Source organism: Mycobacterium sp. 1245852.3 (genome assembly GCF_001669335.1).
Taxonomy (GTDB): domain Bacteria; phylum Actinomycetota; class Actinomycetes; order Mycobacteriales; family Mycobacteriaceae; genus Mycobacterium; species Mycobacterium europaeum_A.
This window is the reverse complement of sequence record NZ_LZLL01000115.1, coordinates 1-13,895: the sequence shown is the minus strand read 5'-3', so window position 1 is coordinate 13,895 and position 13,895 is coordinate 1. Positions and strand designations below refer to the sequence as shown.

Annotated in this window: 7 protein-coding genes; 2 read left to right on the top strand and 5 right to left on the bottom strand. The window is 68.4% G+C overall.

All coding sequences use genetic code 11. From position 1 onward, the window contains the following. From A9W96_RS05215 to A9W96_RS05205, 3 genes are all read right to left on the bottom strand, one after another. On the bottom strand, positions 1–7,377 hold a 7,377-nt coding region (locus A9W96_RS05215), incomplete at its 3' end, for a fatty acid synthase subunit beta domain-containing protein (RefSeq protein ID WP_067138261.1). A 540-nt stretch (positions 7,378–7,917) separates the two neighbouring features. Beyond that, positions 7,918–8,640: a DUF1906 domain-containing protein gene (locus A9W96_RS05210; protein ID WP_066881015.1), complete on the bottom strand. Its 723-nt coding sequence runs from the start codon at positions 8,638–8,640 to the stop codon at positions 7,918–7,920. A 60-nt stretch (positions 8,641–8,700) separates the two neighbouring features. Next, complete coding sequence (locus A9W96_RS05205; RefSeq protein ID WP_066862563.1) at positions 8,701–9,603, bottom strand: MerR family transcriptional regulator; 903 nt, start codon at positions 9,601–9,603, stop codon at positions 8,701–8,703. A 40-nt stretch (positions 9,604–9,643) separates the two neighbouring features. On the opposite strand from A9W96_RS05205, the gene A9W96_RS05200 reads away from it, so the two are divergent. Beyond that, the gene (locus A9W96_RS05200) at positions 9,644–10,795 is read left to right on the top strand and encodes an aromatic ring-hydroxylating dioxygenase subunit alpha (protein ID WP_067138259.1); all 1,152 of its coding nucleotides are present in this window, start codon (positions 9,644–9,646) and stop codon (positions 10,793–10,795) included. On the opposite strand, the gene A9W96_RS05195 is transcribed toward A9W96_RS05200, so the two are convergent. Next, positions 10,778–12,127, bottom strand: coding sequence for a secreted hydrolase (locus A9W96_RS05195; RefSeq protein ID WP_067138257.1), 1,350 nt, complete (start codon positions 12,125–12,127; stop codon positions 10,778–10,780). The two genes, A9W96_RS05200 and A9W96_RS05195, sit on opposite strands and share 18 nt — an antisense overlap. Before the next feature lie 83 nt (positions 12,128–12,210). Between A9W96_RS05195 and A9W96_RS05190 the strand changes: the two genes are divergently transcribed. After that, positions 12,211–13,677: an aldehyde dehydrogenase gene (locus tag A9W96_RS05190; RefSeq protein WP_066862552.1), complete on the top strand. Its 1,467-nt coding sequence runs from the start codon at positions 12,211–12,213 to the stop codon at positions 13,675–13,677. Positions 13,678–13,799: 122 nt separating this feature from the next. Here A9W96_RS05190 and A9W96_RS32495 read toward each other — a convergent pair. After that, positions 13,800–13,895, bottom strand: a 96-nt coding sequence (locus A9W96_RS32495; protein WP_231999595.1) for a hypothetical protein, incomplete at its 5' end; no start/stop codon positions are given.

Here is a 13,895-nt window from a genome sequence, read left to right as displayed (position 1 = left end):
GACCACCAGGTCGGCCGGGTCGACGTCGAGGTCCGCCCATTCCGGAGGCGGCGCCGGGGTGAAGCCACGCGGCGGCGACGGCAGCGCGGCGATGGTGCCCTCGGCGGCGGCCTCGTCGGCCGCGTCGTCCGATGCCGACGTGGCCTGCTCGCGGGCCTTGGCGGCCAGCTCGGCCATGTCGAACTTGGCCTCGCCCAGCCCACCGGTCAGGTCCGCCTTGATCGGCGCACCCGCCGCGGCCACCTTCGACTCGACGTCGCAGAGGGACAGCAGCATTGCCGCCATCTCGTCGGTCGAGTAGGTGGTGACGCCGGCCTCCTCGACCGCGTCCACGATCGCGTCGTTGTGGCCCATCAGCCCGGTGCCGCGGGTCCACCCGATCAGCGCGTGCGCCAGGCTGACCCGGGCCGCCCAGGACGACTCGGCGTGCCAACGACTCACCAAGGCGTCCAGCGCCGACTTGGCCTCGCCGTAAGCGCCGTCGCCGCCGAACATTCCGCGGTTCGGTGAGCCCGGCAGCACGACGTGCAGCCGGGACGCGATGTCGCGCTCGGCGCCGATCTTTGACAGCCCACCGATGAGGCGCTGCACCGCCCACAGCAGCACCTTCATCTCCATCTCGGAGCGAGAGCCGGCCTCGGACAGGTCGCCGGCGACCCGCGGTGCGGCGAACGGGAACAGCAGCGTCGGGGTCTGGGCGTCCTTGATGTGAATCGACTGCGGCCCAAGGCTTTCGGTCTGCTCGGTGCCCACCCATTCGACCAGCGCGTCGATGTCGGAGTAGGACGCCATGTTGGCGGCCACCACCCACAGCGCCGCGCCATACCGGGCGTGGTCTCGGTAGAGCCCGCGGTAGAACGCCAGCCGCTCGTCGTCGAGCTTGGACGTGGTGGCGATGACGGTGGCTCCGCCGTCGAGCAAGCGCCCGACGACCGATGCGGCGATCGAACCCTTGGACGCGCCCGTCACCACGGCGACCTCGCTGCTGTACGGGCCCTGATCCGGGTTCTCGGCCCCGGCCGCGATGCGGCCGTACAACGACGCGTGGATCTGACGACCCGCGGACAGGGCCTTGCCCTGCCACCAGGTGGCCTGGGTGGCCACGACATGGCCTGCGCCCTCGAACCTTTCCGAGAATTCCACCCACCAGGCATCGATGTCGCCCTCGTCGGTCAGCCACAGCTTGACCAGGTCCTCGCGCGCGCTGGCCCACCGGTCGTCGAACAGCACGGCCTTCTTCGGATCGAACACCGGTGCCACCAGCCGCGGCCAGTCGGCGCCGAGTTCGGCGGTCACCAGGTCGATGAGCTCGGCGTCGGTGGCCTTGGACAGGCTAGCCGAGGCGCTGACCGGGTCGTCGAGGCCCAGCTGGTTGAGCACCAGGCGCGCCGCCGAGGCCAGCACGCCGTCGCGGCCGGTGATCTGCTCGGTGAATTCACCCAGCGCGGCGGCGTCGATGGTCGCACCGCCGCCGCCACCGCCCGAAGATGGCAGCGCCACCGCGATACCGCGCCGCGCGGCGACGGATGCCACCGCGGCGTCGATCACCTTGTCGACGGAGGCGGCGTCGGCCAGTGCACCCTCGTGCAGGTGGCCCATGGCGCCACCCCGGACACTGGTGCCCTCGCGGGTTCCCAGCGCGACCTCCACGGTGACGTGCTTGGCCCAACCCTCGCCGAGCTCCCAGGTCTTCTTGACCCGCTCGGCGATGGCGGCGGGCCGCTTACCCGAGGGCCCCAGCACCGTGCGCAACTGATCGTTGATGGCGTCGGAAAGCACTGGGCCGTAAGGCTTGTAGGTGCGAGCCAGCTTGGTGACCTGCGCGCGCAGCCCGGCCAGGTCGGCTTCGGCGGCGCCGTCGATGGCGCCCAGGTTCAGCTCCGAGCCCAGGTCCACCAGCAGCTGGTTGCGTCGCGACGACGCGCCGTCGGTGATCGATTCGATGGAGTCCAGCTCCTCGATCTGGTCGATGCGCATCTTGGCCGACAGCGCGATCAGCGCCAGCGTGGCGTCGGCGGCATCGAACCCGATGTCGTCCGGCCGAGCACCCGACGCCGCTCCGGCGCCAGCCGGAGCGACGGCGGGGGCGACATTAGGCAGGGGCGCCGCCTCCGCCGCGGATGCGGCGGAATCATCCGCCGCCGGCTCGTCCTCCGGCTCCGGCTCGGGGTCGGTGTCGGTGGCGAACAGCACCGCCGCGTCACGCTCGGCGTTGAGCACTTCGACTGTGCTGTGGGCGTATTCGGGCAGCTTGAGGGTGTTGGTGGCCAGGCCCGCGACGGTCGGCGCGGACTTCACCCCGATCTCGACGAACCGCTCCACACCGAGACCGCCGGCGGCCTCCTCGGTGAACAGCAAGTCCTGGGTTTCGATCCAGCGCACCGGGCTGGCGAATTGCCATGCCAGCAGCTCGATCAGGACGATGCGGGCCATCTCGATGCGGCGCTCGGCGAGCCAGGTGTCGTAGTCGGCGAGGATCGGGTCGAGCGGCTCGGCCGGCACCAGGTCGCGGATCTCTTGGATGAAGTCGCGGTCCAGGGTGAACGGACGCGGCACCAGGTTCGGGATGTACCGGCCGATGATGACGTCGGGATCCTTGTCGCGCGGCATGACCCGGTCCAGTGACCGCCGGAACTCCGCCACACCGACCCGCAGCACGCGCGAGTGGAAGGGCACGTCGATGCCGGGCACCAAGATGAATGAGCGCTTGCCGCCGGTGATCTCGCGGCGCCGCTCCACCTCTTCCTCGAGCGCTTCCAGGCCGCGCACCGTGCCGGCGATCGCGTACTGGGAACCGCGCAGGTTGAAGTTGACGATCTCCAGGAACTCGCCCGTGCGCTCGGCGATTTCCGCGACAAAACCCGGGACCTCGTCGTCGGGCAGGTCGATCTGCGACGGCCGGATCGCCGCCAGCCGGTAGTTGGACCGGCCCAGCTCGTCGCGCGGCACGATGTCGTGCATCTTCGAGCCGCGATGAAACACGGTCTCCAGCAAGGCTTCCAGCTCGTAGATGCCCGTCACGCAGGCCAGCGCGGTGTACTCACCGACGGAGTGGCCGCAGGCGATCGCGCCCTCCACGAAGGCGCCCTGCTCGCGCATCTCGGCGACCTGCGCGGCGGCCACCGTGGCCATCGCGACCTGGGTGAACTGCGTCAGGTACAGCACGCCCTCGGGGTGGTTGTAGTGCACACCGCTGGCGATGATGCTGGTCGGGTTGTCCCGGACCACGTGCAGCACCGAGAAGCCGAGGGTCTCGCGGGTGAACTTGTCGGCCTTGTCCCACACCTTGCGGGCGGCCTTGGACCGGGCCCGCACGTCCATGCCCATGCCCTTGTGCTGAATGCCCTGGCCGGGGAAGGCGTAGACGGTGTGCGGGGCCGCCAGGCGGGCCGTCGCCGACATCACCAGATCCGATCCGACCTTGGCGGCGACCTCCAAAACCTCAGCGCCCTGGTCGATTCCGACACGGTCGACGCGGAACGCGACCTCGTCGCCGGGGCGCACCATGCCCAGGAAGCGGGCGGTCCAGCCGATCAGCCGCGCCGGCGGGCGGGCCTGGCCATCGGTGGCGGTCACCGCGTGCTGGGCGGCGGCCGACAGCCACATGCCGTGCACGATCGGCGATTCCAGGCCGGCCAGCAGCGCGGCGGCCCGGTCGGTGTGAATGGGGTTGTGGTCACCGGAGACCACCGCGAACGGACGCATGTCGACCGGAGCGGTGATGGAGACGTCGCGGCGGCGTCGACGCGGGGTGTCGGTCGCGTTCGGCGAGACCGCACCACCCGCGCGGGTCGGGTCGGCCAGTTCGGCGGCGCCGGTGCGGCCCAGGATGGCGAAACGCTCGGCAAGGGTAGCGATCACCTGACCGTCGGTGTCGGCGATGGTCACCGAGACGGGGACCACGCGTCCCATGTCCGTGTCGATGGCCGCCGAAGCCGTTGCGGCGATGGTCAATTGGGACCGGACCTTCGGCAGGCCGCCGACCATGTGGGCGGCGTGATCCAGGTGCACCAGGCTCAGCAGGCCCTCGACGACCGGGACGCCGGCATCGGTGACGGCCGAGCCGATCGCCGAGAAGACGGCCGGCCAGCATGGCCCGACGAGCGCGTCGGGCACAGTGGTGAGGCTGGGCGCCAACGGTTCTCCGAAGGTGGCCGTGACACCGGTGTGGTCGGCGACCCGCTCGGGGTCCCAGTCGACGGTGACGGTGGCCGTGCCGTCGGTCACCGCGGGCAAGAAGTCCGGGCCGTCGACGACGCCCGCCGCGATGGCCAGCACCGCCCGCATGGCCGTGGCGGCGTCCTCGGTGGAGACCACCGGGGTTGCGCCGTCGACGGTGTTGGGCGGCAACGTGAATGGGATGTCGATCCAGGTGCCCGAGACGGGCACACTGAGGACGACGCGGTCGCCTTCGACCTGCAGCCGCGCCCCGGTGGACGAATGGGTGGCGCGGCGGCTCTCGGGTCCGTCGTGCACCAGCCACTCGGCGGGGTCGGCGATGCGATGCACCGGGTTGGTCGCGGTGCGGCCGGCCCACTGGACGTCGGGGGCGTCCAGCACGACGGCCAGCGGCCCGGTGACGTCGGCGCGACCGGTCCGGCGTGACGTGACGGCCTTGGGCTCCAGTCCGGCGGCGAGCGCCTCGTCGATGGCCGCCTGCTCGAAGCGGTCCAGTAGCTCACCGATGGGCTCGTCCATCCGGGTGATGCCGGCGACGGCCGCGGTGCCCGGGATGATGCAGACCTGGTCGGCGTCGTAGCGGGCGTCGTGCGCCTGCCAGAGCGAGTCGCTGCGCCACCAACGCCGCACGTCCTTGTCGATCACCGGCACGAAGTTGACCGGCTTGCCCGGCGTCTTGCACAGGGTGACGAAGAACGGCACGTCGGCCGGGTGCAGCTGGACCGTCTCGGCGTCGGGGTAGCGGTCGAGCAGCAGGTCAATCGCCGCCCCGGGGTTCTCCAGCAGGGCCTCGTCGTTGTACAGCGTCTCGATGGGGCCGAAATCCTGTGGGGCCAACCGCGCCTCGGCGCGTTGCAGCATCTGCTGGAAACGGTCGCGCCAGGTGTCGGCCAGCCACGGGCTGCCCGGCGAGGCGGTGTCGGCGGTGGAATCGCCGTCGCCGATGGCCAATTCGACGTAGCGCTGCAGCCATTGCAGGTAGGTCATCTCACCGACATCGCCGAAGTACGGCTTGGCGGTGTTGGCCATCGCGGCGATGATCTCGTCGCGACGCTCCGCGACGGCGTCCGCGTCACCGGCGACCTCGTCGAGCAGCCGGCCGCACCGCGAGGCGCTGTTGTCGATCTCGTGGATGTCCGCGCCGAGCTGGCTGCGGCTGGATGCCATTCCGCCCGAGGCTTTCCCGGCGCCGATCCACTGGTCGGTGCCCTGGGTTTCGACCAGCATGCGCTTGACCGACGGCGAGGTGGTCGCCTCCTTGGCGGCCATCGCCGCGGTGCCGACCAGGATGCCGTCGATGGGCATCAGCGGGAAGCCGTACGCCTGCGCCCAGCGCCCGGACAGGTATTCGGCCGCCCGCTCGGGCGTGCCGATGCCGCCGCCGACGCAGACGGTGATGTTGGGGCGCGACCGCAATTCCGAGTAGGTCGCCAACAGCAGGTCGTCGAGGTCTTCCCAGGAGTGGTGACCACCGGCGCGCCCGCCCTCGATGTGCGCGATCACCGGCTTGGTGGACACCTCGGTCGCGATGCGGATCACCGAGCGGATCTGCTCGACGGTGCCGGGCTTGAAGACGACGTGACTGATGCCGACCTCGCCGAGCTCCTCGATCAGCTCCACGGCCTCCTCCAGATCCGGGATGCCGGCGCTGATGACCAGGCCGTCGATGGCCGCGCCGGACTGGCGCGCCTTTTGCACCAGCCGCTTGCCGCCGACCTGCAACTTCCACAGGTACGGGTCCAGGAACAGCGCGTTGAACTGGTAGGTGCGGCCGTCCTCGAGCAGCCCGGCCAGCTGCTCGACGCGGTCGGCGAAGATCTCCTCGGTGACCTGCCCGCCACCGGCCAGCTCGGCCCAGTGACCGGCGTTGGCCGCGGCGGCCACGATCTTGGCGTCCACGGTGGTCGGGGTCATGCCGGCCAGCAGGATTGGCGAACGGCCGGTCAGCCGGGTGAATTTCGTCGAGAGCTTGACCCGCCCGTCGGGCAGGCGAACCAGCGTCGGGGCGTAGCTCGACCACGCCCGCGCCACCTCGGGGACGGCCCCGACGGTGAACAGGTTGCGCTGACCACCGCGGGTGGCGGCCGGCACGATGCCCACGCCCAGGCCGCGGATCACCGGCGCGGTCAACCGGGTCAGGATGTCGCCGGGGCCCAGGTCAAGAATCCAGCGAGCGCCCGCGTCGTTGACCCGGGTGATCTCCTCCACCCAGTCGACCGGACGCACCAGGATCGACTCGGTGAGCTGGCGGGCCAGCTCGACGTCCAGGCCGACCTTCTCGGCCCAGCCGCCGACGATGTCGATGCCGTCGGCCAGCCGGGGCGTGTGGAAGCCCACCTCGACCTGCACCGGATCGAAGACCGGCGCGAAGACGTCACCGCCGCGCAGCTTGTTCTTCCGGTCGGCCTCTTCCTTCTCCGAGATCTGCTGGCAGTACAGCTCGAAGCGGGACAACTGTTCCGGGGTGCCGGTGATGACGACCGAACGGCGGCCGTTGCGGATGGACAGGACGGGCGGCAGAACGGTGCGCACGTCCTGCGCGAACTCGTCGAGCAGCCGGCCGATGCGGTCGGGGTCGGCGTTGGTGACCGACACCATCGGCGGGCGGTCGCCGAGGACCGAGATGCCGCGCCGGCGGGCCACCAGGGTCCCGGCCGCGCCGATCAGCTGGGCCAACGCCAGCAGCTCGACGTCGCGGGCGCCCCCGGCCTTGAGCGCCTCGACGGCGAGCACGCCCTGGGAATGTCCGGCCACGGCCACCGGGGGCGTCGCCTTGAGGTCCATCCCTTGGCGCGCCAGCGCGCGCACGGCCGCGATCTGGGTGAGCAGCACGCCCGGTATCGACACCGCGGCCGAGGTCAGGTGCTTGTCCGAGGGGACCGGATCTTCGGCCGCCAGGGCACGCACCCAGGTCAGCGGCTCGAAACCGATCGGGCGGACCACGACGAGCTCCTTGGCCACCGGCTCGAGGACCAGGTTCACCTCGCCGACCAGCGTTGCCAGGTCGGACTCGATACCGGCCGACGACACCAGCTCTTCGAGGGTCTCCAGCCAGGCGCTGCCCTGGCCACCGAATGCGACCGCGTAGGGCTCGCCGGCCGTCAGGCGGTCGACAAGGGCGTGGGTGTCCCCGGCGTGTGGGGCCTTGCCTTGGCCGTCGCGGTCAGCGGACACCCGGTCGTGCTCGTGGATCGTCACCTTGTCTGTCTCCCCTGTATGCGTCTTTAGGTCTCGTCGTCTGGCGGTCACCACCGCCTGGCGGGCTTGGCGTCGATGCGGCGTGGTTCAGCGTCGAATCACTAGCCGGGAAACGGCTGGCCGGTGTGTTGTCGGCGGACCGCCCGAGTGGTGCACGGCGGCGCGACGGACTCCATCGGCTGTACTAAGAGTGTCATAAGGATCGGCGCTTGTTTCGCGTGCTGATTGGTTACTGGTGAGTTCTACGCATGGGTAACCGTGTCCTGGGTAACACGCGGTTTCACCTACGGCGCGGAGCCGATTCACAAACCCGCTGCGTGCAGGTGGTTACGGTCGAGTAGCTACAACTGCGCAGATCAAAGCAGTCTTGTTATCGAATCGTTACATAAAAATTTTGCGCCGCGGAGTGCCGTCGCGGCGCCCTCGGCGGCATCGGACGGCCGATGGCCGCGTGCACCCGTCGGGAAAACGAGCGAACGAGTGTTTGCTGGAAACTTTAAGAGTCGGCGTCCGGGCCGGGCCGGACGGCGGGATCGGAGACTAGGCCCACTGCCCGAATTGGGGCTTGAGGATCTCGTTGATGTCCACGCCGACCCCGCCGACGCTGCGTTTGTCGATTTCAACCTGGTGCAGGTTGGCCGCCGGGTGAGCGTACCCCTTGGGTGAACCCCAGTTGTGCTGCCAGAAGTAAGAGCCCAATCCGTCGTGCAGCGCCCAGTCGATCGTTTTCGAATTGGCGTACACGCCTGTGCGCTGATGACCGATCACCGACTCCCACGACCGCAGGTACGGCGCCACCTGGCTCTTGTACTGCTCGTAGGAGGGATCGTCGTCGATCGAGGCGTAAATGGGTGCGCTGGCGGGCCCACCGGCCGCGGCGTGCAGCTGCATCCCGCGCTGCGCGTGCTGCAGACCCGCGCTGGCACCGCCCAGCCAGTCCGCGGTGCTGGCCTTGCCGTACTGGTAGCAGGACACGATTTTGAGCCCATTGCTGTTGAGGTCACGCGCTTCGGCGACCTGGATCGGCTTGCCGAGCATCCAATTGCCGCCGGGGCGGCGGTCCGAGACATACCGGATCGCCCCCACCGCGCCCGCGGCCCTGATCTGGCTGGCCGGAATGACGCCGGCCGCGTAGTCCAGCAGGGTGCCCAGCGAGCCAGACGCCGGTGCGGCGCTCAGCGCTGCGCCCGCGGCGCCCAGGCCCAGCAGGGCGGGGGTTGCGGCCGCGAATTTGAGCAGGTCACGTCGCGAAACGGAGGACACAAGCCACAGGGTACGACATAGACCCCATGTGACACATTGATCACACGAGTCACATGTGCATCACAGTGCCGCATCGTTCGTTTGAACGGATCGGGGCGCGGGCAGCACGATGACGCTCACCGCCTCCAGTCCGCGACGAGCGGTCTGCTGGGCGATCTCCTCGATGAACAGCGCTGCCGCCGGGCTGATCGATGCCGCCCAGGCGCGGAACCCCTGCACGATCACCGGGTCGTGCTCCAAGAGCGGTTGCACTCCCCGCAGCACGCCGACCACGTCGTCGGGCAGGGGGTCGGTCAGCTGCTCGTCGATCCAACGGCGCGCAAGCTCCGCCGCCGCCGACTCGTCGTCGCCCAGCGCGATCACGTCGGCGGCCAGGTTGCGCAAGCGACCGAACAGCACCTCGTGGCCCGGCGTCTCGGCCAGTCGCGACAGCAACGTGCTGGCCGCGTTCGGCAGCACCATTTGCCCGAACAAGGCGGGAACCGGTAGCTCCCACTCGTCGAACAGGTCCGCGTACATCGCGGCGACGGGCGCCGACAGCGGCGCGCTGAGCCGCCCGATCACGCCAATGCTGTCGCGGTGCGTCGTCGCCAACCGGTGCAGGATGTGCTCGTTGAGGTCGGCGCCGGAACACTGGGTGGCGGCGCAGGATTCGTCGATGGCCCGGATCAGTTGGTCGAGCCGCTCACGTTCCTGGATCAGCAGCGTACGGTGCTGGTCGAGCAGGCCGGCCAGCGTGCTGTGTCCGCCCTCCATCAGCCGGGCGATGTCGTTGATACCGACACCGAGGCTTCGCATCAGGTCGATGCGCAACAAATCGAGAACCTGCTCGACGCCGAAAACGCGGTAGCCGTTGGACAGATGTTCTGCGCGCAGCAGCCCAATTTTCTCGTAATGGCGAATACGGCCGGAAGCGATGCCGGTCAAGGCCGTGACGTCGCCGATCAGCAACTGCTCAGCCACTCCTTGACCTTACAACTGTTACAAGGTCTGTACTGGGCGGATGCAACACGGTCAGCTGATCGACCTGACCCGGCGCGCGTTGAAACTGGCGCGGGACAAGACGACCGACCTCGCACCCGGCCAGCACACCGTCGACGCGCGGGACTACACGGGTATCGAGCGACACGACCGGGATCGCGCCATGCTGCTTGCCAGTCCTCAACTGGTCGGCTATGTCTCGGAACTTCCCGTCCCCGGCGCGTATTGCACCAAGACGGTGATGGGGCGGTCCGTCCTGCTGACCAGAACCTCCGAGGGATCGGTCAAGGCGTTCGACAACGTGTGTCTGCACCGCCAGTCACAGGTGGCGACGGGATGCGGCATCGCCAAGCGGTTCACTTGCCCCTACCACGCCTGGACGTACGACAACACCGGGCACTTGGTGGCACTTCCGGGGCGTGAGGGGTTCCCGGAAGTGACCGTCAAGTCCGACGGCCTGACCGAACTCCCAGCCACCGAGTTCGCTGGATTCCTTTGGGTGGCATTGGATCCCGGGGCGACATTGGATGTGGCCGCACACCTGGGCCCGCTCGCCGAGGAACTGGACTCCTGGGGCATCGGGCGCTGGTCGCCGCTGGGCGAGAAGGTGCTGGACTCCGCGATCAACTGGAAACTGGCCATCGACACATTCGCCGAGAATTACCATTTCGCCACCGTCCATCAACAGACCTTCGCCACCGTTGCGCGCAGCAACTGCACGCTGTTCGACTCCTACGGGCCGCACCACCGGTTGATCTTCCCGCTCAACACCATCCTCGAGCTCGAGGACGTGCCGGAGGATCAGTGGAATCCGTTCCACAACATGGTGGTGATCTATGCGCTGTTCCCCAACATCGTGCTGTCGGTGACCATCGCCAACGGTGAGCTGTTCCGCGTCTACCCCGGCGACCGGCCCGGCAGGTCAATCACCGTGCACCAGAACGCAACTCCGCAGGACCTCTCCGACGAGGCGGTGGCCGCCGGGGCTCAGGCCATCTTCGAATATGCACATGCCACCGTGCGCGACGAGGACTACCGGCTGGTCGAGCGGCTGCAAGCCAATCTGGAGTCCGGAGTCCGCGATCACCTGGTGTTCGGCCGCAACGAGCCGGGTTTGCAGCATCGGCACATCACGTGGGCCCGCGCGCTTTTGCGCTCAGCCGCCGTCGACTGACAGCACCGCGATAAGATCGTCGAGAAGCTTTGCCAGCGCGTCGTTTTCGACGGGCGCCGAGCTGAACAGCAGCTCAACGGCGTCCTTGCGGCGCCCGGCGGCCACCAGGGGTACCAGCTGATCCACCATCCTCTGCAGTCGGGGCTCCGGCGGTGACAGGTTCGCGACAGTGGTGGACAGCACCTCGACGAGTTCCCAATCCCGGTATAGCGCCAGCGAGCGTTCGTTGAACGCGAAGCCCGTCACCGGTTCTCCCCACATGGTCCCACGGTAGCGGTAGGGGCCTTCCATGTATTCGATCGGCAGCCCGTGCGCCGGGGCGGACACCAGCGGCTCGCCAACGAGATCTAATTGCAGTGTGGGACAGGTGATCCGGTGCCGATCCGGCATATACCGCGCCGGGGCGAGTGGTCGCACCAGCGGTCGCATGGCCTCCGGCCATCGCACGTAGCTGCTGACCGTGACCTCGATGTCTTCGGCGCATTGCGGCGCGATCGTGGGGTCTGGGTGGCTTGTCGTGATGCCGGTAAACGGTTGCAGCGCATTGCCATCTGTGCGGTCGAACTGGCGCCAGATGCTCAGGTCGACGCCGTTGTCGAAGTTGATCGTGCGCCATTCGTGCGACCTGGCCCGCGGGTCTCCCCCGGATCCACCTCCGCCGGCGTACTTCGGGAACCACTGCCTGTCGACGTGCCCGCTGGTGCCGGACACCTGCGCCACCACGTCCCCCCAGCGCAAGGTGCCGGTCATCGCCATTCCGGTCTGGAAATAGGAATAGGTGTCGCTTTGACCGAAGCAGACGATCTTTCCGTTGTACGTCGACGCACCCACCGGTGTCGGTGCGCGCGTTGGTGATACGGCCAGATCCAGTCGCATGGGCCGGCCGGACTGATCCGTTCCGACCAGGCTCACGCGGTACGTGTAGGGCAACAGTTCGCCATCGCCGTTACGACTGGTCGTCCACGACGCGGTACCCGCGCCGCTGTGATAGTTGATGTCGAGGTGGCCCGACGCCATCGTCAGCTTGGGCTGGGTCCCCGGCTCCATATTGGCCGGCGGCATGTCGTAGTCCGTGAAGGTGCCGTAGTCGCCGGTGTCGAGGTCGAACAGCGCCAGCGTGTAGAAGTCCGCGACCACCGTGCCCCCGGGCCGGTTCTTGTTGAAGATGGTCAGGAAGGCAAACGATCGATCGGTCTCGGCGGCGTCGAGCTGGCCGGCGATGAACCAGGTGTCCGATTCCTGGTCGGCATGTTCGCCTTCCGCGGCGGGAAACTCCAACTGGTCGTCGCCGGGCACCAACTGAAACGGGTAACTGCGCCAATCGCTGGTCATATCGGGCCTCGCTGCTTTTTTCGCTATGTTAGCGTGAATAGCGAAATTGCGGTCGCGGTCCGATCCCCTGAGGAAGTGCCCCGATGACAGAGACTTCCGGCCATCGCTCCTATAACGAGGTGTTCATTGGGGGCCAGTGGCGCAAGCCGGCCAATCCCCAGCAGCTCGCGGTGATCTCGCCGCACTCGGAGGAGCCGGTCGGGCACGTCCAAGTCGCCGGCCCCGAGGACGTCGAGGCGGCCGTCGCCGCCGCACGGCACGCGTTCGATCACGGTCCGTGGCCACGGCTGAGCCATGCCGAACGGATGGCCAAGGTCGAACAGCTCGCCGGAATCTATGCCGCCCACGCCGACGAGATGGCCGATCTCATCACCGACGAGATGGGGTCGCCGCGCAGCTTCAGCCGGATGGGCCAGGGTGCGGCCGCGGCGGCGCTGATGCACCTGTCGCTGGCCGCCGCCCGCGAGTTCCCGTGGCAGGAACGCCGCCAGGGCGTGCTCGGCGAGGTGCACCTGCGCAGAGCTCCGGTCGGAGTGGTCGGGGCGATCGTGCCGTGGAATGTACCGCAGTTTCTGATCATGCCCAAGCTGATCCCGGCGCTGATCGCGGGCTGCACGGTCATCATCAAGCCCGCTCCCGAAACCCCGTTGGACGCCTTGTGGTTGGCCGAGATGATCGAGCAGATCGGGTTGCCCGACGGCGTGGTGTCGGTGCTGCCCGGCGGTCCGGATGTCGGTGAAGCGCTGGTGCGCCATCCCGGCGTGGACAAGATCGCGTTCACCGGTTCCAGCGCCGTCGGGCGCCGGATCGCCGCGCTGTGCGGCGAGCAGCTGAAGCGGGTCAGTTTGGAGCTGGGCGGCAAGTCCGCGGCCATCATCCTCGACGACGCCGACATTGACAAGACGGTGGCCGGCCTGAAGTCCGCGGGCCTGATGAACAACGGCCAGGCGTGCGTGGCGCAGACCCGGATTCTGGTCAGCGACCGCAAGCACGACGAGGTCGTCGACGCGCTGGCCGGCATGATGTCGGCGCTCAAGGTCGGCGACCCGGCCGACGAGTCGACGGACATCGGACCCCTTGTCGCGCAACGGCAACAGCGCCGCGTCCAGGACTACATCAAGTCCGGCCGCAGCGAGGGCGCTCGCGTCGTGCTCGGTGGCGAGCAGAGCCCGTCCGAGCGCGGCTGGTACGTGCAGCCGACGTTGTTCGCCGACGCCACCAACGACATGCGCATCGCCCGGGAGGAGATTTTCGGTCCGGTGCTGACCGTGCTGCGCTACCGCGACGAGGACGACGCGATCCGCATCGCCAACGAAACCGATTACGGGTTGGCCGGTTCGGTGTGGACCGCCGACATCGAGCATGGCCTGCAGGTCGCGGCTGCGGTCCGCACCGGGACCTACGGCATCAACATGTACACCTTGGACATCGGCGCACCCTTCGGCGGCTTCAAGCAATCCGGCATCGGCCGCGAGTTCGGGCCGGAGGGGCTGCACGAGTACGTCGAGCTGCAGACGCTGATAGCCAAGGGGCAGCTGCCGCCGCTATAGGTTTTGCGGGTGTCGGGCACCGCACGGACGACGCGGTAGGCGGCCGGGCATGTTCGGTTATTGGATGCCGCAACATCTTTGAGCTTCAAAGCTTTGCCGGTAGTGACCGGTACCGCATCAAGCTAGTTGTTTGGTGGTGGGTGGGGTTGGAAGGGTGTGTACCACCACCAGTCGGCGCGTTCGCCGATCGGTCCCGGACACGGCGCCACCGCAGGTGG